This window comes from Pseudobacteroides sp. (assembly GCF_036567765.1).
Classification (GTDB): Bacteria; Bacillota; Clostridia; order Acetivibrionales; family DSM-2933; genus Pseudobacteroides.
This window is the reverse complement of sequence record NZ_DATCTU010000127.1, coordinates 51,856-78,679: the sequence shown is the minus strand read 5'-3', so window position 1 is coordinate 78,679 and position 26,824 is coordinate 51,856. Positions and strand designations below refer to the sequence as shown.

General features: G+C 36.5%; 22 protein-coding genes, 2 tRNA genes and 1 pseudogene. 12 read left to right on the top strand and 13 right to left on the bottom strand.

Annotation, left to right across the window (positions count from 1 at the left end):
* Positions 1-420: 420 nt before the first annotated feature.
* From VIO64_RS22175 to VIO64_RS22150, 6 genes and pseudogenes are all read right to left on the bottom strand, one after another.
* Positions 421-813 carry an HAD hydrolase-like protein gene (locus VIO64_RS22175; protein ID WP_331921927.1) on the bottom strand — a complete coding sequence of 131 codons (393 nt, stop codon included), beginning with the start codon at positions 811-813 and terminating at the stop codon, positions 421-423.
* A gap of 56 nt (positions 814-869) precedes the next feature.
* Positions 870-1,169, bottom strand: a pseudogene (tsf, locus tag VIO64_RS22170) (translation elongation factor Ts); the annotation flags it as partial.
* A 116-nt stretch (positions 1,170-1,285) separates the two neighbouring features.
* Positions 1,286-1,372 (bottom strand) — tRNA-Ser (locus VIO64_RS22165).
* Positions 1,373-1,400: 28 nt separating this feature from the next.
* Positions 1,401-1,476 (bottom strand) — tRNA-Gln (locus VIO64_RS22160).
* Positions 1,477-2,031: 555 nt separating this feature from the next.
* Positions 2,032-2,871, bottom strand: a complete 840-nt coding sequence (locus tag VIO64_RS22155; RefSeq protein WP_331921926.1) for a CvfB family protein — start codon at positions 2,869-2,871, stop codon at positions 2,032-2,034.
* Between the two features lie 272 nt (positions 2,872-3,143).
* Positions 3,144-3,749 carry an SOS response-associated peptidase gene (locus VIO64_RS22150; RefSeq protein ID WP_331921925.1) on the bottom strand — a complete coding sequence of 202 codons (606 nt, stop codon included), beginning with the start codon at positions 3,747-3,749 and terminating at the stop codon, positions 3,144-3,146.
* A gap of 180 nt (positions 3,750-3,929) precedes the next feature.
* Between VIO64_RS22150 and VIO64_RS22145 the strand changes: the two genes are divergently transcribed.
* From VIO64_RS22145 to VIO64_RS22135, 3 genes are all read left to right on the top strand, one after another.
* Positions 3,930-4,496, top strand: a complete 567-nt coding sequence (locus VIO64_RS22145; RefSeq protein WP_331921924.1) for an RNA polymerase sigma factor — start codon at positions 3,930-3,932, stop codon at positions 4,494-4,496.
* The gene (locus VIO64_RS22140; RefSeq protein ID WP_331921923.1) at positions 4,486-5,643 is read left to right on the top strand and encodes an LCP family protein; all 1,158 of its coding nucleotides are present in this window, start codon (positions 4,486-4,488) and stop codon (positions 5,641-5,643) included. The genes VIO64_RS22145 and VIO64_RS22140 overlap by 11 nt, the downstream gene beginning before the upstream one ends.
* A gap of 291 nt (positions 5,644-5,934) precedes the next feature.
* Positions 5,935-6,063, top strand: a complete 129-nt coding sequence (locus tag VIO64_RS22135) for a hypothetical protein (protein ID WP_331921922.1) — start codon at positions 5,935-5,937, stop codon at positions 6,061-6,063.
* A gap of 95 nt (positions 6,064-6,158) precedes the next feature.
* Here VIO64_RS22135 and VIO64_RS22130 read toward each other — a convergent pair whose 3' ends face one another.
* A complete protein-coding gene (locus VIO64_RS22130; protein ID WP_331921921.1) occupies positions 6,159-6,743 on the bottom strand; it encodes a response regulator in 585 nt (194 codons plus the stop codon).
* Between the two features lie 2 nt (positions 6,744-6,745).
* The gene (locus VIO64_RS22125; RefSeq protein ID WP_331921920.1) at positions 6,746-8,599 is read right to left on the bottom strand and encodes a sensor histidine kinase; all 1,854 of its coding nucleotides are present in this window, start codon (positions 8,597-8,599) and stop codon (positions 6,746-6,748) included.
* A gap of 265 nt (positions 8,600-8,864) precedes the next feature.
* On the opposite strand from VIO64_RS22125, the gene VIO64_RS22120 reads away from it, so the two are divergent.
* From VIO64_RS22120 to VIO64_RS22110, 3 genes are read left to right on the top strand one after another with little or no spacing between them, the layout of a single operon-like run.
* Complete coding sequence (locus tag VIO64_RS22120; protein ID WP_331921919.1) at positions 8,865-9,002, top strand: hypothetical protein; 138 nt, start codon at positions 8,865-8,867, stop codon at positions 9,000-9,002.
* Positions 9,003-9,056: 54 nt separating this feature from the next.
* Positions 9,057-10,925 carry an APC family permease gene (locus VIO64_RS22115; protein ID WP_331921918.1) on the top strand — a complete coding sequence of 623 codons (1,869 nt, stop codon included), beginning with the start codon at positions 9,057-9,059 and terminating at the stop codon, positions 10,923-10,925.
* Between the two features lie 43 nt (positions 10,926-10,968).
* A complete protein-coding gene (locus VIO64_RS22110; RefSeq protein ID WP_331921917.1) occupies positions 10,969-11,145 on the top strand; it encodes a hypothetical protein in 177 nt (58 codons plus the stop codon).
* Positions 11,146-11,356: 211 nt separating this feature from the next.
* Here the strand turns inward: VIO64_RS22110 and VIO64_RS22105 are convergent, their stop codons facing one another.
* From VIO64_RS22105 to VIO64_RS22095, 3 genes are all read right to left on the bottom strand, one after another.
* Entirely contained in the window at positions 11,357-13,195 is a 1,839-nt protein-coding gene (locus VIO64_RS22105) for a discoidin domain-containing protein (RefSeq protein ID WP_331921916.1), read from the bottom strand.
* A gap of 134 nt (positions 13,196-13,329) precedes the next feature.
* On the bottom strand, positions 13,330-14,505 hold the full coding sequence (locus tag VIO64_RS22100) for a dockerin type I domain-containing protein (protein ID WP_331921915.1): 1,176 nt from the start codon (positions 14,503-14,505) through the stop codon (positions 13,330-13,332).
* A 232-nt stretch (positions 14,506-14,737) separates the two neighbouring features.
* A complete protein-coding gene (locus VIO64_RS22095; RefSeq protein ID WP_331921914.1) occupies positions 14,738-15,829 on the bottom strand; it encodes a vWA domain-containing protein in 1,092 nt (363 codons plus the stop codon).
* Positions 15,830-16,383: 554 nt separating this feature from the next.
* Here VIO64_RS22095 and VIO64_RS22090 point away from each other — a divergent pair.
* The 5 genes from VIO64_RS22090 to VIO64_RS22070 all read left to right on the top strand — a co-directional run bounded on the left by VIO64_RS22090 (position 16,384) and on the right by VIO64_RS22070 (position 23,266).
* The gene (locus tag VIO64_RS22090) at positions 16,384-17,874 is read left to right on the top strand and encodes a methyl-accepting chemotaxis protein (RefSeq protein ID WP_331921913.1); all 1,491 of its coding nucleotides are present in this window, start codon (positions 16,384-16,386) and stop codon (positions 17,872-17,874) included.
* Positions 17,875-17,960: 86 nt separating this feature from the next.
* A complete protein-coding gene (locus VIO64_RS22085) occupies positions 17,961-19,115 on the top strand; it encodes a DUF116 domain-containing protein (protein WP_331921912.1) in 1,155 nt (384 codons plus the stop codon).
* Positions 19,116-19,243: 128 nt separating this feature from the next.
* Positions 19,244-20,323: an SDH family Clp fold serine proteinase gene (locus VIO64_RS22080; protein ID WP_331921911.1), complete on the top strand. Its 1,080-nt coding sequence runs from the start codon at positions 19,244-19,246 to the stop codon at positions 20,321-20,323.
* Positions 20,324-20,397: 74 nt separating this feature from the next.
* Positions 20,398-22,224 carry a family 16 glycosylhydrolase gene (locus VIO64_RS22075; protein ID WP_331921910.1) on the top strand — a complete coding sequence of 609 codons (1,827 nt, stop codon included), beginning with the start codon at positions 20,398-20,400 and terminating at the stop codon, positions 22,222-22,224.
* A gap of 13 nt (positions 22,225-22,237) precedes the next feature.
* Complete coding sequence (locus tag VIO64_RS22070) at positions 22,238-23,266, top strand: nucleoid-associated protein (protein ID WP_331921909.1); 1,029 nt, start codon at positions 22,238-22,240, stop codon at positions 23,264-23,266.
* Between the two features lie 75 nt (positions 23,267-23,341).
* On the opposite strand, the gene VIO64_RS22065 is transcribed toward VIO64_RS22070, so the two are convergent.
* Positions 23,342-24,280, bottom strand: a complete 939-nt coding sequence (locus tag VIO64_RS22065) for a phosphodiester glycosidase family protein (protein WP_331921908.1) — start codon at positions 24,278-24,280, stop codon at positions 23,342-23,344.
* Between the two features lie 275 nt (positions 24,281-24,555).
* On the opposite strand from VIO64_RS22065, the gene VIO64_RS22060 reads away from it, so the two are divergent.
* Positions 24,556-26,565 carry a methyl-accepting chemotaxis protein gene (locus VIO64_RS22060; protein ID WP_331921907.1) on the top strand — a complete coding sequence of 670 codons (2,010 nt, stop codon included), beginning with the start codon at positions 24,556-24,558 and terminating at the stop codon, positions 26,563-26,565.
* On the opposite strand, the gene VIO64_RS22055 is transcribed toward VIO64_RS22060, so the two are convergent.
* Positions 26,562-26,795, bottom strand: a complete 234-nt coding sequence (locus VIO64_RS22055) for a DUF896 domain-containing protein (protein WP_331921906.1) — start codon at positions 26,793-26,795, stop codon at positions 26,562-26,564. The genes VIO64_RS22060 and VIO64_RS22055 overlap by 4 nt on opposite strands.
* Positions 26,796-26,824: the final 29 nt, after the last annotated feature.

Below are 26,824 nucleotides of genomic sequence, written 5' to 3'. Positions count from 1 at the left end.
ACGCCGCCAGCGTTCGTCCTGAGCCAGGATCAAACTCTCAAATTAATATTTGAAAATTTAATTAGCTCTTAAATTACTTACTAGCTTTTTATAAAGTTCGCAAGTTACTCAAATTTGATTTAGCTTATAAAAGCTTCATCTTAAAATTAACGAGTTTCTTTCGTCTTTTTACACTGTTTACTTTTCAAAGTCCAACGCTTCGTTAGAAGCAACTTTGATAGATTAACATGTTATTTTATTATTGTCAACACTTTTTTAAAAAATTATTACACTTTTTTAAAATTTTTTATATTACCTACAGAAAAATCACCCTATACCCAAGTCCTACGCAGCAAAATTCATTCTTTTTAAAGTGAAAAGGATGTCGCAAGTCTACTTTAAGTAGTTTACAACACCCCTTTACCTTAAAAAGAAAAAGAATTATAGCAATATATACTCAAGTTCTGAGACTGATTCAGCAGTATATGTAGGATTATACCTTTCCAGTTCTTCAATGGAACCATAACCGTATAGCACGCCTACAGAATCAACACCAGCCTTGTTTGCCCCTATAATATCATGTTTTCTATCACCTACCATAACAATGCTATCATTTATTAATATATTATTTTCTTTAAGTATAAACTCAATAATTTCGTGTTTTTTAATTCTGCCCCCGTCTAGATTACTTCCTGCTACATTTGCAAAATACTTTATCAAACCCGAGTTATGTACCACTTTTTCAGCAAAAACTGTTGGCTTTGATGTTGCTACCAATAAAGTTTTACCTATTGTATGGAGTTTTTCAAGAAGCTCTGGAATAAACGGATACACAGTATTTTCATATATCCCTTTTACTGAGTAATATTCTCTATACTTATCAATAGCCTTATTTGCATCCCCACATCTTTGACAAAAACTCTGAACTCTTTGTTAAGTGCAGCAAAATCAGTCTCTATATTTATTTCTAGTAATACTCCTATCCTTCCATTTCCATGAATATATGCATCAACAATACCTTCAGCTGCTATCCTATTAATTTTTCTCTCTGCATTCGAAAGGCCTTTTTCTCTCAAATAGTCTAATGCCCTGTCCATATTTCCATCATACTTTTCCAGTGCTTTTTTGCAATCCATTATTCCTGCACCGTTTCTTTCCCTAAGCTGTTTAATAATATCAGCTTTAATCACTTTAATACCCCCTCAACTAATTTTTTATTTTATGGTACCGTGTATGGGATTCGAACCCAGAGTCTTGATTTTGGAGACCAATGGTTTACCATTAACCGGCATCCCTATGTATTAATTGGCGGAAGGAGAGAGAATCGAACTCTCAGAGGTATTACCCCCAGACAGTTTAGCAAACCGCTTCCCTACCTTTAGGCCATCCTTCCGTATAAGTTATTCTTTTTTATATAAATCTGGCTGAGGTGGATGGGCTCGAACCATCACATCCATGAGTCAAAGTCCTGTGCCTTGCCAACTTGGCTACACCCCAATAGATTAAGCCCTACTTCTCTGCTATAAGTGGTGGGAATAGTAAGATTCGAACTTATGACCTCCCGGTTATCAGCCGAATGCTCTGCCATCTGAGCCACAAGCACATATCTTTTATACGAACAACACCACGGAGTAATTTTGCATCCATGACATAAACAAAAAGTGGTTAAGTCCTTTTTATTGGACTTAACCACTCCTATTTGTCAAGTGCTTTTGTTGTCACCGCTAATATATTCTATCAGGGTACAATGGTTTACCGCATTTACACAATAGAGGATTAAGCCAATGTATAAGTAAATCTATACTTGGTTTACACGCCGATTCAATCGCCTTATTAATTTGTTCAAGCCAGACTTTACTCAATAACAACATTGATTATCCTCCCTTCGTTAATAATTGTTTTTAATATTACTTTACCTTTATATTACTTGCACAACAACATTTTTTCGAGCATAGTGATTATGTGTTATCACAGACAAAGTTATCCTGTCAAGGAATATTTTAAATTTTTATTCAAAATCTTTGTGGTATGTATAAAATGTTTTAGATCTTACTACCACATCCTCTTTATACCTTCATTGGTGATCTCAATTGCTCCCTCCTTTAATAGCCTTCCGACAGCTCTTTTAAAGGCAGCTTTACTCATGTTTAGCTCGGCTTTAATACGCTCAGGGGAACTGCTGTCATTTATAAGAAGAGTGCCTCCGGATAGTTTCAGCCTGTCCATTATTTTTTGTGCATCACTCTCTATTTCATTATAGGCCTCTTTTCTAGTACTCAATTCTAATTTACCATCTGGCCTTATCTTTTTAATTCTTACTTCAGTATAGTCGCCCTCAGAAAAATTACCATACAACTCCTTGTTTGGAATCAATCCGTGATATTTGTTGTCTACAGCTACAAAAGCTCCAAGCTGTTTACTGATACTGTAGATGGTTCCATATACCCTGTCATTTACTTTATACGGCGAATCAGTTCTTAATATATTATAAATATTCATTGTTGCACACAACCTGTCACTACTATCGATGTACAATCCTACCAGATATTTGCCGCCTTTGACAACCTTGCCTACCTGTTCTCTGAAAGGCAGAAACAGATCTTTATCCAGTCCCCAGTCTAAAAATGCACCTATTCCAGTAGTTTCTACCACTGGCAAAGCAGCCAATTCACCTATTGTAACCCTAGGTTTTTTAGTTGTAGATATAATTCTATCCTCAGAATCTCTATATACAAAGACCTCTATTTCATCACCTATTTTAACATCACCGTGCACCTGATTTTTAGGCAGCAAAATACCATCCTGATCTTTATCACCTTTCATGCTGAGATAAAAACCATTCTGTGCCTTTCTTATTACTTCCATCTTCTGAATTTTTCCTAACTCTATCATTTTATACCTCTTTCGAATATTAATATTCTTATTATGATCCTCTCGTTGTAGAATTTTGATACCCTTTATTATACCACAAGCCTTCAATCATAAAAATTAAGCATACAAAAACAAAAATATTTATTTATTATTTTATTTGTAGTTTACAGGGGAGAAATGTGTAATGGAAAATGGATTTTTAATGACGGTGACAAATAATTTCCTTCTCTCTTTAGGCACTTATGATAACACTAGCCTTAATAAAGCAAATAGAAGACGCAATTACAAATTAATTATGGAATATTTGCAAAGCTGATTTTCCCTACAGGGTATGGACCCATAAGCTTTTGTAGTGCAGGAAGTTCACTATTTATATCGAGCCAAGCCTTTATAGACTCATCCTGTAAAATAACCGGCATTCGGTTATGAATAAAAGAAATCTCGGAGCTTGCCTCAGTAGTAATAATAGCTATTGCAGCAAAAGGATTGCCCTTATTGTCAATAAAAATATTATATAGACCTGCCATATAGAAGAGTGATTTTTCCTTAACATTTATAATATACTTTGTCTTAGTCTTGTCCTCATGAGTTATCCACTCATAGTAGCCGTTAGCCGGTATCAGACAGCGTCTTGAGACAAAGGACTTTCTGAACATGGGCTTTTCGGCCAGTGTTTCAGCCTTTGCATTTATAATGACTCCTGAATTTTTAAAGTTTGGAAAGCCCCACTTTGCCGTACTTAGCACACTCCTACCCTTGTGCGAGTAAACAGCCGGTATATTGTTGGTTGGAAATACCTCACCGTTTACATCTACTTTATACTTTTGCGATATATCGTTGACTATGTTTTTAATTTCATTAAAGTCATCATCTGTAATAAGTAAGAACCTTCCGCACATTATCATCACCCGCCTGCTGTTTATATTGAAATTATACCACTAAATCAGCTCATTGTATCATTCATCTACCCATGCAAAAATAATTATTCAAGCACTGTTACTTATCTGGAAGATACCGAGTATAAAATATGTTATCATGATAACGAAAAAACGTCTGCATAGATAGGTGGTGAGAGGAATTTGGAAAAAGAAGCCCAGTTAGTTTCTAATATTCTTAGCGGCGATATAAAATCATTTGAAATTCTTATGTCTATATACAGAAACCGTATTTATAATTTCCTTTTAAAAATGTCACTTTCAAAGGAAGACTCCGAAGACATGACACAGGAAGTCTTTGTCCGGGTCTACAACAGCCTCTATCAGTACAACAGCAAGTGGTGTTTTTCAACATGGATATTTAAAATTGCAATAAATGTTTTTAAAACCGAATATTCAAAGAAGAAATACAGGGATTCAAAGAAATTTGAAGACAAATTAAACAAGTATCAATTTTTACAAATTGCAGAGCCTGAGAAGGTTCTTGAAAATATGGAAACCAGGTTGGAAGTATTAAAAATGCTTGATTCTTTGAAGCTAGACCAAAGGATGGCATTAGTTCTAAAGTATGTTCAAGGATTTTCATACAAGGAAATAGGCCAGGTCCTCAAAATGTCTCCCGAGAACGCAAAGGTCAGGGTTATGAGGGCTAAGAAGCTTCTTGTAAATAATTACGGCAGATTTAAAGGAGGGATAATTCATGAAATGTAACAATTTTGATGACATAGTACTCTATGTAGATAGAGCTTTATCGGACGAAGCGGCAAAAGCTCTTGAGGATCATATAAAGGTGTGTGGGGAATGCCAAAAAATGACTGATACCCTTATTTACACCAGGGATTTTCTCAAAAATGAAGCTATTGCAAATAAAAGCATTGATGATAAAGTATTAAAATCAATTGATCAAAGCAGGTATGCTAATCCAAAAAATAGGTTCATACTTTCTCACGGGCTGATTGTATTTAGACAAATTCTAAAACCTGCTGCAGCAATACTCCTTATTTGTGTAGCACTTTTATGGCTAGGCTATGGAAGGTACTTTAAGGATAACAAGGAAACACTTACGTCAGAGCCGACAATAGCTTCCTCAGAGCCAGTTAATATCCTTATTTTAGGTAATGACTCTTATAAAAACACCGATGCAATTGCACTTATTAACTTTGACCCAATAAGTACAAAGTTAAATGTATTATCCCTTCCAAGGGATACAGGCATCAATATAAACGGCTCCCGGTCCAAGCTCGGTCTTGCTTATCATCAAGGTGGTCCCGGCACTGCTGCAAAGGCAGTAAGCGATCTTCTAAATATTGATATAAAATATTATGTTTGCTTTGATACAGCTGCCGCCCAGAAGCTTATTGATTTACTTGACGGAGTTGATTTTAGCAGCCCTGTCGATTTGTACTATGATGATCCTGTTCAGAACTTGCATATAAACATCCAAAAGGGCCAAAATCATCTTTCGGGTAAACAGGCAGTTGAATTAATGAAATTTAGAATGCCTTCACGCAAAAACGAAAATGACAACCTTTTGAAGTTTTATGACGGAAGCGATTTAAAGAGGATTGAAGCACAACAAAACATGTTAAAGGCACTAATAGAACAAAAACTAAATATGAAATATGTGTCCAAAATCAACGAGCTTCTTGAAATAATGCTATCCGCTACTCAGTCTAATATTCCTTTAAGCGATGCCATCAATATGATAAGAAATATACACAAATTAAATTCCAATGATGTAAATATGTTTATACTACCCGGACTCCCCAGGCAATTAGACGGTTCCTTTTATTACAATATGGACAATGAGGCATCCCAAAGTATCCTTAAAGGCTATTTCCAGTATAATACCAATTAAAGGCCTTGACACCCTAAAAGTATTTTTATTTTATACCCCATAAAAAGTCCTATTTATTCGCATTATTGTAGGTGGAACATATTATTAAAGGGTTTACGTTAATGCTTCTGGATAAAATAAAAAATCGGTTGGCCTGTGCGTATCTTATTCTTGTTATGATAACCTTTCAAATCTCACAAGCTGCTTGAGAAAATTATCAGCCCCAATGACGGACTTGGGTACAACTCTTTCAGATATAATATCGGCGACGGTGAAAATCCCAGTCACAAACATATTACAACATTCAGGGGCATGCCTGGATTTCTGTCATCAACGGGAGCATGGAACTGGAACGCAGATGCCAACCAGAGAGCTGTTCTAAACAGGTTAATTGAAAGAGGAAAGGCTGCTGCTTTACAGTGGCTGCACAGCAAAAAATAATAAAAGAGGTAGGTGCAAGGCTAAAATCAAAGGGGTTAACAGGAACAACGATCAGTGCCCCTGATGAAAACAGGGATGAAATTATATTCTGCGTATCAAATAAAGGTTTTATAAAACTTATAGAACCTTTCAGCATTAGCTTTGTTACCTTTGCCCACATATGCCTTACTTATAAGCAAGTATACTTCAGGGTTATCCAGGTCCAGAGATAGAGCCTTTTTTGAAGTCTCCAGCGACTTCTCATAAAGTCCTTTTTCCATATACATTTTTGCATCACTGATCAGGTTTTGGATACTTACATCACTTGGCTGAGTGCACAAAGTTACACTTTCTAATTCCTTCAGCACAGATTTGATCTTTTCAGCGGAAAACGGCTTTTGTACATATGCAATAGCCCCCATATTTGTACAGTTTATAGCATTCTTTACTGTTGCATAGGCTGTGATAATAATTACCGGAGTTTTGATTCCAATCTCTCTAATTCTTTTTAAGACTTCGGTGCCTCTGATTTCTGGAAGCTTTATATCTAAAAAAGCCAAGTCGAAGGTATGCAGAGTAAACATTTCTAATGCCTGTTTTCCATCAACTGCTGTAATAACTTCATATCCTTCTAGTTCAAGGCACTTTGTAAGAATCATGCGGATGTTTTTGGTATCATCTACTACTAAAACCTTTTTCATATTTAATCCTTTCTTCCATTATCAAAAGAGTCTACCTCAAGGGTGAATATGAAGGCACTTCCCATACCGAGCCTGCTTTCACACCATATTACTCCGTTATGGGCTGTAATAATTTCTTTAACTACAGCAAGCCCCAATCCTGTTCCCCTGACTTCAAAATCGATGTCCTTTACCTGCACATATTTTTCAAATATCTTTTCCAGATAGTCTTCCGGAATTCCTGTCCCAGTATCTTTTACAACAACATATACTTTATTATATCTATAGGTAGCACTTAAGCATATCTCGTCTTCAGAGCCGGTATATTTAATTGCATTGGAGATTAGATTGTTCAAAACCCAGGTTATTTTTTCGAAATCAACATATACCATCGGTAAACTGTTATCAGGCTCATAATATAGGTGGACATTATTCTGTATTGCAAGGTTATAAAATGGCTGTATGGCACATTCTATAATATTGTTGATTGAGTATTTCTGAAATTTGTATACTGCTTTTCCCGACTCGATTCGTGTCAATTCCAACAAGTCATTAACAAGATTGGCAAGTCTATCACTATCCTCTTTTATTGCATTTACAAATTGCTGCTGTTCTTCGTTTAGAATACCGATACTTTCATCCTTCAGCATATCTGCTCCCATTATTATGGATGTTAATGGGGTCTTGAACTCATGAGATATTGTAGCAATAAAATCAGTACGAATTTTCTCTAGTTCTTTAAGCTGTGTTACGTTCTGAAAAACAATAATAATTCTTGATAGACTACCATTACTATCCTTTGCGGTTGCCACTACAACATTATAAAAACGGTCTTCTCTATTGGAATTTACAGTAAATATCTTTTGCCTTGTATCAGCGTCCGAATAGACAGCACTTGAAATAAAATTAAATATTTCCTTGTCCCTAACCGCACCCATAAGGTTTTTGTTAATAACATATTTTTCTTCAACTCCAAATACCTTTTCGAAGGCATGATTTAGCATGATTATCCTATAATTCATATCAACAACTACAATAGGATCTGATATGTTTTTTACAATTATATTTGATTTGTTCTCCTCTGCAAGAATATTTCCCAGTGTGTTCTTTTCATACTGTTGTAACCGTTTTGTCATATTATTGAATTCCTCAGCCAATTCCCCGATTTCATCCTTGGAAATAATGTTGGCCTGCTGATTCAAATCCCCTGCTCTAATGAGCCGCATTGTTTTAGTAAGCATGGTCACAGGCATCAAAAACTTGTTGGTAAAGAATCTAGAAGTAGCGAAACCGCTAATAATAGCAAATATCGATAATCCCAAAACTATATACATGGAGCTGTTTGAGTTTTTAGTTGCATTATATTTGCTGTTAATCATGGACCTTTCATTTAATGTACATAGTTGCTTCAACACATTTTTTGTGTTTATAAAATCCGGCATCATTTCATTATTGTAAAAGCCAACTGCCTTTGTAACACCTTCCCTACTCCGAATTTCCTGCAAATCGAAGAAAAGCTTGACATAGTTGTTATAAGAAGCTTTAATCTCGAGGATAAGTTCCTTTTCACCTTTCTCAGTTATATTGTTTGCAGTTACATTGTACCATTTAAGAAATTCTTCATTTCTATCTGCGAAAAGCTCTTTACCTTTACTGGGATCTATACTGATATACATCAGCACAGCACTGTCCTGACGCTCAATGGCATCTATCATACTATTTGTAGCACTTATGCTTTTATAATTTGCTATCATAAGGCCGTCAATGGCTTTAGACAGCTGATACAGATTAAATGAGGCAGTTATACCTACAACAGCGATCAATAAAACCAATACTAAATATATTAAGGTGATTTTGCCTTTTAGTGTTTTGATCATGGTAATTCCATATCCTAAATTGTATTTGTATACTCAACTCTAAGTATAGTTTTGAATAATCAAATAATCAACGTTCTTAACTACATTTTAAAGCGAAATAATCATGATAAGACTGTGATTAACAGTGATAACTCGGCTAAACCAGTTTAAATGCTATAGGCAAAAGTTTGTTTTGAAAATTATGCGACTTTAGTTATTTATGCAAATGGAATTATAATCATTAAGAGTTGCCCTGTTTAGAAAGAGATGAAAGAGGTGAGATTTAATGGGCGGCATATTATCTAAAATCGGTATAATTTCTCTTGCTCTTGTCTCTTTGTATATACTGAGCAAGGTATTTAACAAAATTGATAGAGATGAGATATCTAAGACCTATAAATTTGAAGAATATGATGATGATTAGGAAATAAGGAATTATTAAAATTGAAAGATAAGTCTAGATATAAAGGTGGTTTATATGATTAAAGATTTAAAAAGAGTATTAATAGGAAGGCCTCTAAAAAATGAATTAATGGGTGAAGAAAAGTATGGTATTTTATGGGGACTGCCTATATTGGCAAGCGATGCCATTTCTTCCGTTGCTTACGCAGGACAGGAAATTTTAATGGTGTTGATTCCATTAATTGGAATCCTGGCTTATGGACAATTGACAGTCATATCGTGTTTCATAATAGGGCTGCTCATACTTCTTACCCTGTCCTACAGACAGACAATTCAATGCTATCCAAATGGCGGAGGTGCTTATATTGTTGCAAAGGAGAATATTGGTATACTTGCCGGAGTTACTGCTGGTGCAGCATTGTCAGTAGACTATATATTGACTGTTGCTGTTAGTGTATCATCAGGCATAGCTCAAATAACTTCAGCTTTTTCCCAATTAAGACATTACACTGTTCCCCTTTGTGTGGTCATGGTATTACTCTTAATGTTGGGGAACCTTAGAGGCATAAGAGAGTCATCAAGAATTTTCGGTATCCCAGCATATGCATTTATTATAGCTATAGTAACCATGCTTATTACAGGTTTTTTAAAAATCAAGAGTGGATATATACCTCCTGAACCAACAATAAAGTCAGTAGGTGAGCCCATAACACTTATTTTGTTATTAAGAGCTTTTTCCAATGGTTGTGCTGCATTGACAGGTGTGGAAGCTGTAAGCAATGCGGTGCCTAATTTCAAAGAGCCTTCAACCAAGTATGCCCGTACAGTGTTATTACTGCTATCTATCATTATTTTCTCTCTTTTCGGTGGCACGTCCATACTTGCAAACTTCTACCATGTAGTACCCAGTGAGGAAAATGCCATGCTTATTTTAATAGCAGAAGAGGTCTTTGGAAAAGGGTTCATGTTTTATTATATAATGGTTACCACATTTATAATATTGGTAATGGCAGCAAATACAGCTTTTTCAGGTTTTCCAATGCTTGTTGCAGTTATGGCAAAAGAAGGATATGTACCAAGGCAGCTAAGCATGAAGGGAGACAGGCTTAGTTACTCCAATGGCATAATAGTTCTTTCAGCAATATCTATTTTATTAATTGTTGTATTTAAAGCAAAGGTTTCTTCATTAATTGGACTTTATGCTATAGGTGTTTTTATATCCTTTACTCTCTCCCAGTCCGGAATGTTCTTAAGATGGAGAAGAGTTAGAGGAAAAAATTGGGGTCCAAAAGCAGCCGTAAACTGCATCGGAGCTATTGTAACTGCAATTGTTGTGGTAATTATAGCTATTACAAAATTCCACGAAGGTGCATGGGTAGTTGTATTTCTTATACCTACCCTAATATATCTAATGCTTAAGGTTAAAAAACACTATACTGCAGTTAAAATGCAATTAAGAATTAAAAGCGAGGAATTGGATGAAATAAATATTACACGTGATATTTACAGGAATCGGGTAATAGTACCTATCGAAAGCATAAATAAATCAAGTATAAGAGCATTAAGGTTTGCCAGAACAATTTCTGATAATGTTGTTGCATTTTGTGTTGCAATTGACGAAGAAAGCGGTAACGAAGTAAAAGAAAAGTACGCTAGGTTGAATACGGATATACCACTGGTTGTTAAATATTCTCCATTTAGAAGAGTTGTTGAGCCTTTACTAAAGTTTATAGAATCAACCGAATATGATTATAAAAAAGGTGACATGATAACAGTCGTACTGCCCCAGTTTGCTGTCAAACGCAGGTGGCACAGGCTTTTACACAATCAGACCAGAATATTTATTGAAAAAGAACTTTTAAAGCATAAGCATATTGTTTTAGCTACAATGCCTTTACAGTTAAAGGACGATGAATATGTATTAACTAGCTCTAGATATAAATGAAACTGATGACATAAACGATCAGTAATTTGGATATATTTATGCAATGGGGGCAAAACTTGGATATATAGATACTAGTTTTGAGAAATATTTCAGTATTACGGAACTTGCTGTTGGAACATATACTACTATATACGAAAATAATGAAAGTCCATATATAGCACATAACGGTACTCAATATTACTGGGCAGCAACTTATCCCACGAACAAAATCAGACGATAACATTCAGTACATACATAATAAATAAAAACTGCTTTTTAGCAGTTTTTATTTATTATGTGAAAGTAAGAATGTGATGTAGAATATTTTTCGAATGACATTAGCTTAAAAAGCAAATGTAAAAGATGTTGATTCCTTTATTCTCAAGGATTATTCTGAAATAGCTAAACCAAGACCACAAAGCCTCAATTAGAGCATCTTTATCCAGCCCCCATTATTTATCCTTTTGTGCTAAAACAGTTGATTTTTGCACCTTTTTATCCTTCTTTTTTACAAGCACAAACAGGTAACCTATAGCACCAAGCATTGCTAAAAATGTGATCCATGCAACAAGATGAGAAAATTGGTCGTCGCGAGCTATCCATGGAGTATCCGGGGTTTTGTTTTGAATATGATATACATACCATTCATTTGCAAGGCATACCGCAGTAAACAAAATGGTTGGAATCCACATCCGCTTTTGCCAGAATATGCATACCATGCATAGTATTATTGCCGGCAGCAAGTATCTCTCATGGACCCTGGATGCAAAAACAAAAACACCCGATGTAAGAATAAATGCTGAATAATATAATGCTAAAGCACTTTTTCTCTTAACCAGCAGTAAAACTGAAGCCAACAGCCATACAATGCCAAAAAGGAATATATATCCCCATGTACCATAGGTAATGCCAAAAAGGCCGGGAGTTCTGTCATCTACTGTTTGCTTGCCAAGTATGGTCCACAAATTAAAACCATTTGCGGTTGCGTAAGGATAATCATCCAATGATGACGAATAGTGATGTACGAGCCAGTAATAGAAATCAATGGCCTTAAATGCTGATTTTTTTACAAACCCTGTATTATTGTCGATATGGATTAGGCCATATGGGAAAGGCCTTTTGTCTAATTGTACCTTAAGATACCTTGCCTTAGCAGAATTTAGCGGAATATTTTCTGCCTTGCCCTTTCCCTTTTCTGTTGAAAACACTGTATCCCATTTATTTGAGTCGTCTGAAACCTGAATGCTGTAACTCTTAGCATATTCAAACCCCCAATTTAGTGTTAAACTTCCTACTTCCATAGATGTGCCTAGATCTATTGCCACCCATTGAGGTGAGGTATTTTTGGAAGCCCAGTAAGGATCAAACAAACCGGACCTTCCATCTAAGAGATTATTTGCAGTAAACTTATCCTCAGCAGTCGAGGAAGCACTAATCTGCTTACCTTGAGAAATGTTTTTTAAGTCTTTGCTGTATATTTCAACTTCCCTCATGCTGTAAAATGGTGTTTCCTTATAAAAAGGCAGAATAAGTGCAGTATAGATCAGCAAGCATCCTAAAAAACCGGTTCCAAGCTTTATAAGACTGATCTTTAAGGCAGGCTTAACAACATTTTTATCCTTAGTTCTAAAATACTCGGAGAATTTGGACCATGGAAAATCCTTGAAATACAATATAAGTACTAAAGGAAATAGGGCTATGCTTTGAGGTTTTGTAAGTGCGGCTGCAGCATATACATACAGGGCAATATTCGACTTTTTGATATTGAAGAAATAAATCACACCAATAAACAATGCTGCCGTGATGCCGTCAAACTGACCCCAGACCGATGAATTAAACACTATGGCAGGATTTAAAACATATAGTGCTGCCAAAAGGAGACCAAGTTTTACTTTGTTGTATTTCCTGCCTATCAGATAAATAAAAGCAGCTGCAATAAAATCAAATAAAACAGCCCATATCTTTATAATAAACTCCTGTGCCAGATCAGGCAAAGTAAAGGTTTTCACTATTACTCCCGAAATCCATAAGCAAAACGCATAAACAGGTCCGTATACGAAATGTACATCTGTGTTGAAATTCTTTAGTGGATTATTAGCTAAATACGATATCTCCCATTTCAAAAATCCAATATCAATCTTGTGGCTCGGAAGCAAAGTCAATAGAATCCTTGCAATAAAGAGTATTATAACTAAAATAAAAATTTTATTTTTGGAAACAGGTTTTTCTTGTAATCCTTTGTTTGATATTATACTGTTTTTTGATTTAGCAGCCTCTTTTTTGTTATTCAATCCAATTCTCCTTTTTATTAGTAGCCTATTTTTTATCTATATCAATTATAGTATATATCGTATAAATTGAAAAAGGTAGACTATTCATAGAGTATAATAAAGTAAATACCCTGAAAATCTACCCTATTTATAGTTTATGGACGGCCATATTGGGCCAAGCTGCCGTTTTTATACCTTTTATCATTTGTTACGTCCAAACCAACCCAACTTGGAGGCGTGTATTTGTTGGCTGCCTCCTCGTTCGGAAACTCTACTTCATAGTATGCCAGTCCAGCTAAGTTTCCTTTAAATATATCAATGGCAAACATTACACCTTTTTCATCCAACCCCTGATATCTGGTCTTATATATTATATTGCCCTCAATTTTTTTCATAAGAGCATTATATTCTTGCTCGGTTATCCAAAACTCACGCTCTTCCCTTACCATTCCAAACTGATCAACGTACGCTTTAACAGTTAGAAAATACATCCAGTCATCGGCATTTCTGATTCTGATTTCAGGCGAAAAGCTTATATAGGCCTGAGTAAGCTCATATTTATCCAATGTTTTAAGATCATACGGTATTTTACTCGGATCCAACAAGAACTTTCTTTCTATTTCAAGCCCAGTCTTTTCCGGTGTCGGTGTTGGTGTTATTATTTGCGTTGGTGTTGGTGACACCGATGTTGTAGGTGTTAGAGTTGCACTAATAGGTGTAGGAGTTGGGCTCGTATGTACATACACAGGATAACTATCGGAAGTAGCATTAAAATGCTTGGCTACATATACTAAATCCGACATGTTTATGGCATTATCCTTATTAATATCTGCGTCAGCATCATATAAGCTATCCCCTTTGATGCTGTTAAATCTGCCTGCCAAATAAACACAATCTGCCATGTTAATTGCACTATCTCCATTCAAATCTCCTGCCCACATGAGTATGTCTTTAATATTTGTAGTATATAGCTGAACATTTATATCATTTAGTATTCTTTTTAAGAATCCCTTTTTTTCAACTGTAAAATCGAATACGCCTACATTTTTGTAACCTAGCATCATTCTAAAGAAGCCGCTTTCATCAGTCATTATAGTAAGACCAGCTCCAGTAATTTTAAACTCCGGATTAATTAATTTCTTTGCTTCTTCACTGCAATCAATGTCTGTAACTATATTTCCCCTCACATCTGCCGGCGGCGGAGGTGCACCATCCAAAGGTACGGCATCTGCATATGCCTTCACCGAACCTCCAACATCGCATATAATCACTGATTGAAACAACAGCAGACAAGTTAAGACCAACATGATGCCCTTAATTAAACTTTTCATAGTAATCCCCCTTCATTTGATAATATTTAGTTTATATAATATTTGCATAGTCATACTATGACTGGGCTTTGAGCCTCGTAAAACATGTATAACACAATTGTATCAAAACTCACATCCCTTTACAATAAATAAACCTCACTTTTATGAACGTAATTTCCCATACGTAAACAAAAGCCAAGCATCGTCGTAAAACCAACGCATGGCATCTTTGTATGCTGTTAATATAGTATTATTATCTATCCCAGTCCTCAACCTCATACAGTAAGCTGGTTCCGGCCATAAGTTTTCTATTGTACGATGTTGATTGGATGAAAACCTTATACTTATCCAAAATGACTGGCCTGAGTGTTTCGTTTGCTCCTTTTACAGCTGACTGGGGACTAAGCCTAAGTATATCTCTTACTTGAGGCCCGTTAAATATCTTGCCTGTTTCTTTTTCATAAAGCAATACTTCCTTATTGAGGCCTACCTTCTCGCTTTTGGTTAACTCGTAAAAGCCCCTGCCCACTTTAAAGTTTATACCCTGCTCGGTAATATACTCCTTAATGCTTTGTTCCTTATCAACCGATAATACCTGGAACCTCCCATCGGGTACCGGATTTAAATTGTCGTCGCTCTCATATTCATCTATCTTGCCGTTTTTAAGCTTTTGTATTGACGATTTTATATTATAGTTCATTTTTCCTGCTGCTTTTAATTCCTGTTCAAAGGATATGAGGCTTTCTTCCCCATCCTGCTTATAGCATATTGCCATAATGATATCTGCAATGTTTGCAAACTGGTCAAGCGTTAAATAAAAGCCGCCTGTCTTTTGAGCTATTTCTTCATAGAATGCCTTCGAATGTTTTCTAATACCCGGCATGGCATGAATTCCATATACGTTTATTCCAGCTTCCAATAGCAGCCCCAGCTCATTTCGCCAGTCAATTTTATTCACATTTCCAGCATAGGTAGGTCCATGGGGCACATCGTCTCCAATGAGCACCAGTACTTTTGCCCTGCCTGACTGCCAGGAAAGATTAGTCCTTGCCTGATTCAAAACCAACTCATAACACTCGGGTGCATCCCCACCCCCAGTGGCTTCAACGTTATTTATAAAATTAATAATTTCCTCTTCGTTTGTAGAAAAATCGTTTATTTTTATCACGTATGGCTTCCCTGCATCACAGTAATCTCCATGGGCTATTATAGAAATCCTTAAACCCGGTATATCTCTGAATAATTTACTTACAATTTCCTTTACAGATCTTCTTACCTGGGTTAAACATGGATACATGGAACCTGTGGTATCAAAACTCACACACACATCAATATAATTGCTCACTGTCACAATCCCCCTTAATTTAAATTGGCCGTCCGGCCATACTTAATCATATGTATATGGCATTAATAAAATGTGAAACATAAATTATTGCCTTTAGGTCACAGCTTTAATTGCCAAGGCATAGAAAACACATCTTCACCTTTTCTTTGTGAATTCTGGTTTTATTTGAATTTAGAATGAAGCTAGGGTAATTCAAATTCGAAGCGATCACCGTTTTGTTTCTTTTCAGTTACGCATTAATAGTAACACATCTGTAACTTTGTGTCAACACTTTTTAATGATTGATATGAGCCTCAAATTTATATTGTAGCCATTACCACGTTTTAGCTACAAGCGAAATAGTCTCTTTTAGGTTTTTGCTGACTTCCAAAGTCCCTTTTTCATTATTAAAGCTTTTATACCATTAATTGTATGGGTAAAATTTAGTGGCACAAATATAACTTTTACAACAATTATAACCAAATTAATAAAGAAGTATGGTTTTCCTAATTAATTTAAAACTTATTGCCGATACTTAACATGTTAAGTATTCTTTTATAAAGGAGCCAGGCGGTATGATTAATTTTAGCGGCAACGATTCTGTAAAAAGAACAAACAAGGTTGTATTAATAATCAATTGGATATTGAATGCATTTCTCATAATCGGCTATACACTGGAATTTATCAAAGGTAATAAAAGTATAACATATGTGGGTGCTATGGTATCAATCATTGTCAGTTCCTTCACCGTTGCCACTATCTTATATTTAAAAAATAAATCCACTCCAAATCTGAAAATTTTTACATTGGGTGCCTACTTTCTTGTATATGGCTTTGCTCTTATGACAACAGACAGAATCACTGTTTTTGTATACCTTTTCCCAATACTTCTCATGTATTTTTTATATTTTGATTTTAAGCTCATCATTTGGGCCAGTTCTGCATCTGTAGCTATAAACGTAATAAGCATTTTTAAAAATGTTTTCATTTTAAAAATGACCGATCAAAGTATAATAACTGATTATACAATCCAGTTCTGTGTAGTATTAATGTACTGTTTTTCTCTTACTCTTTCGTCAAAGCTCGCCACTAGATTTAATATTGAAAAGATTTCTTCAATTGAGGAGGAAAAGAAAAAACAGAATGAAATACTTAAAGACGTATTAAAAATTGCAGCTGTACTTGACGCAAATTCTAAAAAAGTTTATGACATAATGGATAATTTTAACACATCTACTCAAAATGTATCCCTTTCAGTTAGCGAAATAGCAAAGAGCACTTCTGAATCTGCGGAAAGCTTTAAAGTTCAGACCGCTCTTACCCATGACATACATAAAATTATAGAAGAGAGCTCTGATGTATCTTCAAAAACAAGCCTGCTTTCAAAGGACACCGCATCTTGCATTAATGAGGGAATGGGCATAATAAACGACCTTTCCAGCATGTCCAGGGTAGTTAATGAAAACAATGCAAATATGAATACTATCATAAAGGAGTTAAAAATAAAGGCAACAGAAATCCTCAATATAACCGATATAATAAAAGGTATATCGGAGCAAACAAACTTGCTCTCCTTAAATGCAGCCATAGAAAGTGCTCGTGCAGGTGAAGCAGGTAAAGGATTTGCTGTTGTTGCTGAGGAAATCAGAAAGCTTGCAAGTCAAAGTGCGGACTATACAGGAAGCATCGGAAAGATAATCCAGGAGCTTAACAATCTGACCGATACATCTGTGAAAGCAATTTCAGAACTTATGGATGCAAATGAAATGCAGAACCAGCTTATATTTAAAACCCAGGAGTCATTTAATGCAATTTTATCCAAAATAACCGATGTAAATAACAATGTTCTACTGGTTAATGAAAAAATCAGTCATGTTTTAAGTACAAACAATAAAATAGTTGGCTGCATACAAGAAGCCTCCGATTTAAGCCGATTGGCATCCTCAAATGCAAATCAGGTAAATGATGCGGTTGGTAGCAACCTGGCAAATGCAAGCCTGGCAAAAAGCCTGGTTGAAGAGCTCATCACAACCTCCAAACAGATGAAAAAGTATATTGGCAGCTGATACCGCTTAATGGTATAATAGCTATCATTATACTTCGCAAATTTATTTACATAATATTGAATTATTTTTACTGGGGGAGTACCAAAATGTATACAGTCACCTATTCTTTAAGAGATGACAAGAACAATTCCGAAGACTATTATTTTGACATTGCTCTGTTTACCGATGAGGTCTTGGAAAAAGCAAAGGATTCTCTGGGACCTTATGCGAATGAATATTTAGCATATACCGGCGCCATAAGTCCAAGTGATAATACCTCAAAAGAGGAATACTTCTTTGAGCTTCTCATTCTCGGTGTGTTGTGGAATGTTTATAGCGGTGACGCATTGGAGCTTGAAAAAGGTCCTCAACATATATTGTCAACACTGGTAAATCTGCGTCAGAAAGGTGGATTCCTTAAATCCGGCATAGATGCGGTACGGGGCGTACTATCCACCATATTTCTTTCTCCTGACCTGTATGATAACATGTTTACGCTTTCTCCTGCAATAGATCACCTTGAGATTTTATTGAACTGGCTTGAAGCCTCCGGTGAGTTCAAATACGAGGTAGTTAGACTTCGAAAATGGCACAAATACTTAAAAATCAAACCCAAGGAGGATGCTGTAAGTATTCTTGCTGCTTCAATAGCCTGTGCTGCATGGTTTGAAGAAAGAAGCGAAGAGTTTCTGGGAAAATATACCCCTAATGTGGACAGGTACCTCAACGAAATACGCCCCAAACGCTATTGGAATGAAGATGTTATTTTCTGCGGCAGGAGAAGGGTTGAATACCACCTCAATATGGTTGGGGCAGAAATAATGAATCGTGCCTTCAAAAAAGCTTTCCGCCTTACCGATAAAAAGTTGGCAGTTGTTCCTGCATGCATGTGCCTTTTAAAGGAAAGGTGCCAGGCTAAGCCTTGTGGGAACGGCCTTAGCTGCATAGAATGTATGAAGGAATGCAGTGTACGCCGGCTAAAAACCCTGGGTGATAAACTTGGTTTCCAAGTTTTGATAATCCCTCATGAGTCATCACTTTACTCAAGCTGGCAAAAAGACTCCACCATAAAGGAAGGTGTAGGAATAATCGGAATCGCCTGTGTTCTGAATCTGGTTTCAGGTGGATTGATGCTTAAGGAAGCGGGTATATCGGCTCAGTGCGTATTACTTGACTTTTGCGGGTGTAAGAAACACTGGCATCAGGAAGGGTTGCCTACAGAGATAAATGAAAAATATATGGAGAAAATAATCCTGGGCTGACTAAAAAGTCAGCTCTTTCTAATTGTTTCATGATATAATTTTACTAAGACTTTTCATATTAAAGGTGTTTATAGTCTTACAATCAGCACTTTTATTAATACTTATTAATAGTAAAAGGAGGGGTCATTTTGAAGTTTAGCAAAAAAGGTTTTGCTGAAGCATCTGACTACACTGAAGACAATAAGGAAAAAAGTCCTGAAAACTCAGGCACTGATTTTAAAATTAAGGAACCTCCGGTTCTTTTCGACAAAACTCAAAAACTGGTACATAAAATAGAAAATATGCTGGGTCACAAAATGCTGGTTTATTGGATGTCTCATAGGGGAAGCGTATGCCAAAACGACATAATCGCCCTGTATGAAATGTTTAAAAGACTGGGAAGGCAGGAAAAAATCTCTATATTCATAAAGTCCAACGGTGGGGATGTTGAAGCTGCATTAAGGATAGTTAATCTTATTAGAAGCTATTGCAGTAATGTTAATGCACTGATTCCTCTTGAGTGTGCTTCTGCTGCTACAATGATTGCTATGGGTGCAAACGAAATATTGATGGGGCCTCTTTCTCACCTTACTGCTATTGATTCTTCAATCAGACACGACCTTTCACCTATTGACGAAAGGGAAAATAGAAGAATACGAGTAAGCCAGGACGAGCTCCAGAGAATAATAACCCTTTGGGAAAATCGTGCCCATGACCATCATGGCAATCCGTATGCAGACGTATTTAAATACATACACCCCTTAGTTATCGGTGCCCTGGACAGGTCTAGCTCCCTGTCCATTAAGGTGTGCAAAGAGATTTTGTCATACCATCTAGCTGAAGAAAGTGAATGCGACAGAATAAGCAGGCATCTTAATTCTCAATACCCTTCCCATGGTTACCCCATTACAGCAAGGGAAGCGTCCCGTATAGGCCTTAATGTAACCATGCTGGATGACGAACTTAACAATACACTGCTAGAGCTGAACCAGCTTTACTCGGAAATGGCACAGCGGGCCCTTACTGACTATGATGAGTCCAACTATCATGACAATGAGATCCTCAATATTCTAGAGTCTGAGGGTACCCAGATATACTACCAAAACGATAAGGATTGGAACTATATAAAAGAAGAAAGAAGATACCAGATATTAAACGATGAAAGCTCCTGGAGAAAAATACAGGTACAAGGAAATAAAAAGACAAAAAGCATACTGCATATAGGTTAAATTTTGATAAACATAAATATACAACTGGGTTTCAAATTTATTTTTGCTCATTTTATTTTATAGGAGGAGTTTATATGTGTACAAGGAAGAAAGCAACATACCTTTTATGCCTGCCCATAGCCCTGTTGATAGTCGTGTTTCTCAATATTTGTAATGCATTCGCTGCAGATATTGTTAAAATATCGGGATATGTTAAGCCCTGTTTTTCAAATGCTTCAGCTAATTTAAACACAGGCTTCAGGGTTGAGCTGACAGGAGGCCAAAGTACTACAACAAATTCTTCGGGGTACTTTGAAGTATCACTTGAAAGGGGAACACAACCCCAGTTAAAGGTTTGTAAGTCTGGATACATAACTAGATCTATAAATTTGCCAACTGTTACACAAAATTCAAAGATAACTGATTCTCTAGATATGCTAGCGGGTGACATTAATGGTGATAACATCATAAATATGTCTGACATAATAACTGTTGCACTCTCTTTTAATTCTGCAAAAGGAAGTCCCAACTATAATGAGGTTTGCGAAATTAACATGGATAACTGCATAAATATGTCTGATATAGTAATTATTGCAATGAATTTCAATAAAACTTCGGATAGCTATATTAAGCCTGTGATTGATGCAATCCCAGCTACACCAGGCAGCACACCTACTATATCTACTCCAACCCCCACATCCGACAGCGGCCTTAACCTTCTTTCAAACGGCAGTTTTTCTTTGGGTACAACAAGTTGGTCATACTGGATTGAGTCAGGTGCATTGTCCACGATTTCTGCTATAAACGGAGAATACGCTGTAGATATAACAAGTACAGGTCCGAACCCCCATTCCATACATTTCTACCAAGGCCCTGTAAAACTAACTAAAGGCAAAACATACCAGCTCTCCTTTGATGCAAGATCAACTGTAGATAGAGAAATAAGGCCAACTGTAGAAAACTCTGCTACATACGCCGCTTACCTGACTACAACCGCCAGTCTTACCAACCAAATGACAAGGCATACCCTTAAGTTTACAGCACCAGCCGATGATACCAATGCAAGAGTACTGTTCAGCATGGGGAGTATATTTGAAAACATCAACCAGCGTCATACCGTTTATATGGATAATATATCTTTAAAGGAGCTATCAGATGCGAATCTTACTCCAACTCCGCTGCCAACTCCATACCCATCCTCAGGTCAATGGAAGCTGGTATGGAACGATGAGTTTGATGGTGCCAACGGGTCCAAACCCGACTCCTCCAAATGGACTTACGATATAGGCGGATCAGGCTGGGGCAACAATGAACTTCAATACTATACAAGTAATGTAAAAAACGCATATATAGACAGCGGCAATCTCATTATAAAGGCTATTGCTGAAAGCTATAACGGAATGAACTACACCTCAGCTCGTCTCAAAACCCTTGGCAAATTTGAAGCACAGTATGGCAAGTTTGAGGCGAAGATGAAGCTGCCATTCGGACAGGGAATATGGCCTGCGTTCTGGATGCTTGGGAATGATATTAACTCGACAAGCTGGCCGGCATGCGGCGAAATAGACATTATGGAGTTCATCGGTAAGGAACCCGCAAACATCTATGGTACAATTCATGGCCCGGATTACTGCGGCGGAGAAGGAAAATCCGCTAAAACTACCGTAGCTAGTCTCTCCCAAGAATACCACACCTTTTCTATAGAGTGGGAACCTGAGGTAATAAGATGGTATGTGGACGGCAAACTTTATCATACCGCAACAGCAAGCTCTGTAAGCCCAAACAAGTGGGTTTATGACCACCCCTTCTTTATGATACTTAACCTTGCTGTTGGTGGAAACTGGCCAGGCAGCCCCGATTCCACAACAAATTTCCCACAGACACTTACAGTTGATTATGTAAGGGTTTACCAAAGACAATAAGGAGGCATACATCGTGTCAATTACTATAAACAGGGCTATCATTCATGTCCTTGACAAAGAATCGGAAGAACCCCTATTAAATTCTAATGAGCTATGTTTGGATGATGATCTTGACCAATATCTTGAAAAGCATATATCAAAATCTTTGTCCGATGAAGAGGCTCGGAAGGGCCGCTTCAAAGAGGGCATGAATATTGTACGGGAGTCGGTGTCGAGAATGATCCACGAAGATGATTATTTTTTAGAAGGCTCTAAGGAAATAGCCCGCCAGCTTTTTAAGGCAATGAAAACAAACAGCAGCATATCCTCAACCGATCTTATAGTTTCCAGCTATTTTGATGAGGATGAGCCGTACATAGCCATACTGAAAATGGATTATACAACTTCATATATCCATGAGATAGAAGCGGACGGGGGAGAACTTAGAATATACATAAGAAAGCAGGAAATCAGCCTTCCCGCCCCAAATCAGAAAATACAGAAATGTGCATTTATTAGAGACTGTTTTTCAAATGATGAGCATGATCTTATAATACTTGATAACCAGATCAATGCAAAGGGAGACAAAGAGCCCGTAGCCCAGTTTTTTCTTCACACCTTTTTAGGAGCCGACCTTATGATGGACAGTAGGGCTTATACAAAATTATTTAAAAAGGAAACAGAAAATTGGATAAGGGAGAAGGCAAAAGCAGGAGAAGATCATGTTGAAGACATACGTGAGCTAGTAATAAACACAATACGTCAAGAGGATGAGATTGACCTGGTAACCTTCTCCCAGAATGCCTTCGGAACCAAGCGATATCTTCATGAGGACTTTCAAGCGGCTATGCAGGAAAAAGGTCTGGATGTGGAAAGGTTTGAGGTTGACAAGGACTGGGTAGAAAAAAAGCTATGCAAGGTCAAGCTTAAAATTGACAATGGCATTGAGGTTGTGGTTGACTATGATGTCTTCAATGATAAGGACAGGTTTGAAATATTACGAAATCCTGATGGAACACGGGCTATTTTTATAAAGAATATAAACAACATCTTTGAGAGATAGCATACCTCTGCCCGGCAGTATCAAGTTTTATCAAGGTACTGCCGGGTTTATATTTGCCGATCATTCCTATTATATTTACTTGATTATAAATGCGTCAGGTAAATACCTCTCCCCTGCTGAGCTGCATGGCTTGTTTTGGAGATTATCCATATAATACATCACCGTAGACGAGCCTCCGTCAAGGTTGGCTGCATTGTATGCACCGTGCTCTAACATTATATCCTGTACATTTTTCAGTGTAGCACCAATACTTGATATTTGTCTGCCGTCTATGACCAGCATCAATACCTTCCCGTCTTTGGTCTGTCCAATAGCGGTTCTAGGCTGGATACCCCAGCCTCCATTTCCGGTTTTTATCTGAGGTTCTCCATTCACTATTAAAAATGGTGTGAATGATACTGCATCTCTTAAGTTTAATGATTCAATTTCACTCTTCTTATATCTGCCCACTATAAGAATATTGTCTTTGTTAAAACCTATTATGGGAAACGCAGAGGATTTGTCACTGTGGACTATCTTACCGTCTTTTATTACTATCCCCATAGGCACTCCGCCATTTCCTCTTCCTTCAGCATCAATAAAACCACTGGCATTTATACCGCCAATTCCAGATTCAGCCTTAATCATTTCCTGAAGCTTTTGTCCTCTGCTATACAGCTTGTTTGTAACTGCAAGCTTCACTCTGGACGGGTCCTTGACAATTAGCATTTTCCCTGAGAAGGTGGATTCCGATATGTCAACCATCTCTATATCCAACTCTTTTGTAACTTCTGTATCTTCTTCCCTCTCATCATCCTCAAGCTTTATTTCGTTAATGTTGGATTTTACAGTCTGGATGGGTACTGTATTCTTCTTCATTATCCTGTCAATCTCATCCTTGCTAATAAAAGTTGTTGCAAGGTATTGATGCGTAAAGGTTGACATTGCCGTACCGACATACAATTCCCTAAGTTCTCTGAAAAAACCTATATTGCTGTAAAACATTAACGATATAAATATGGTGAATAACAGCATGACAGAACCTATAGTTAAAAAAGCAATCTTAATTATCTTCTTAAAAACTTTAATAATACCACCTCCCTGTAAAAGGTAGCAAATCGGATTATTTCAAATATAAGTATACCTTTAAAACTATACTATTGCAATGACTATTAAAATATCAAGTAATCTTTCACTGTAATTTACCGATATATAACATACAAAAGTATATGTTTATTTTAGCTAAATATTATAAAAGACTGCAACAAATGTTTTAATTCCCAACACCTATTTAGAGAAGGGGTTTTATTATGAGGATATCATTTAAGCTAAAATCAAAGCTTCTTATTAATTTGGTTGTATTAAGCGTTATTGTGTTTTCCACTGTTGTTATAACCACTTATATTCTGGTTAGAGACAAGCTTTATACAAACATCCAAGATAGCTCAATAAAATCCGCTGATAGTTATGCAAGGCAAATAAGCAATATGTTTGAAATTAGGAAGGCAGAACTTACAGCTATATCTTCAATGCCCCTCATAAAAAGCCTTGACTGGGAAAAAATTGAGCCCTACCTCAAAAAGGAGTATGAAAAAAGAAAAGATTTTTATGATATTTTATTTATAGCAGATAGTAATGGTGATTATAATACCGTGCTTAAAAGAAACGCAGGGAATATAAAGGACAGGGCCTATTGGGAACCTGTTATGCAAGGAAAAATCGTGGTTTCCGAGCCTGTAATCTCAAAATCTACAGGTAACCTTGTTTCTGTAATTGCCATTCCTATAACGGATGATAACAACAAGGTTGTTGGGCTTATCGCAGGCAACTTGAAAATGTCGGATTTCTACGACAAAATAAAAGACAACACAGTTTCCCATAAAGATTCTTACTGCTTCGTAGTCGATAAGGAAGGAAAATTTCTTGCATACTCCAATAAAGATTTTATTTTAAAAGAAAGCATAGTTACAAAGAGCAAAAACATACCTGCTTCTATGGCTGAAGCATCCAAAAATATTCTTTCACAAGATACCGGTTCTGTGAGTATTGATTATAAAGACTCTGACCAGTTTGTATTTTATTCAAAAATACCAAACTTAAACGGATGGAAATTCTGTCTAAGCGTGCCAATTAGTTATATCAACAAGCCTGCACAAGATGTTTTAGCAGTGCTCCAGATACTCTCCCTGGTTTTTATAGTTATAATATCACTGGCAGCCTTATTAATCGGCCACTTACTCGCACACCCCATATCAGCAGTAACGGAATTTATACATAACATGGCATCAGGTAACTTTACAGGAAACATACAGAAATCATTTTTAGATAGAAAAGATGAAATTGGAATTTTATCAAGAGCTTCAATTAAGCTTAAAGAAAGTATGACGGAAATTATTGATAAAATCCGTAATAATACCCAAGAATTAATGGAGTCCAGTGATACTCTGTCTTCAACAGCTGAGGAAATGTCAAAAGAGCTTGAATCCATTAACCATTCCGTAACTGAAATAAACCTCAGCATTACAAACACAAGTGCTATGACAGAGGAAGTTTCAGCTTCTACCCAAGAGGTTAATGACAGCATACAGTACATTTCTCAGAGAGCACTTGAAAGCAATAATAATGCCAATATTATTAAAGAAAAAGCATTCATTGTCCAGAATGATGCAAACACCTCATATAATGAGATTGACAGAACTTATACGGATAAGGCCAACAACATAATGAAAGCCATAGAAAAGGGCAAGGTTTTTGATGAAGTGAGGCTTTTGGCCGATACAATAACGGGAATATCCGAGCAAACCAACCTTCTGGCCATAAATGCCGCTATAGAAGCAGCTAGAGCTGGTGAGCAGGGAAAAGGCTTCGCTATAGTCTCTGAAGAAATCAGAAAACTGGCTACAGAAGCATCAACTGCAGCATCTAATGTTAAGAATACCATAAAAAGCGTACAGGAAGCCTATTCGGAATTATCGCAAGAAAGCAATAACATACTTGATTTTATGCAGAACTCAGTAAAAGAAAAATTTATACATTTCAAGAAAGCCGGCGAGCAATATTATACAGACTCGGAACAAATATTAACATTCTCCAGTGAACTTGCAAAAATGACTAGGAACATAACAAGCACTCTTGAAATGGTCAATAGTGCCGTTCAAAATGTTGCAGAAAACTCAAGCAAAGGAACAGAAGATGCCTCTACCATAGTAGACTCAGTTTCTCAATCAGTTAATGACATGGAAAGAATCTATTCAGTCATTAAAAAACAAGTTGACCTTTCAAATTCTCTAAATGAACTAATCAAAAAGTTTATAATTTAATTGATAAAATTATCCTTACTCTTTTGCCGTAGTTGTTTTCTATTTCCATGCTTATCAACTACGGTTACTGAGTCAAGGGTTTTTTTCATATTGTTTTTGAAAGCGTTAATATATTCTCTCCTGAGACTTTGCTGCTCAATTTTCTCTGTGTCCGAAAGTCCCGAGGTTTTTGATTTTTTCGCCAACTCATTTATTCTATTTATTAAATTTTCAAGCTTATCTTTTTCCATCTTATCCCTACTACCTTTCCATTAGTATT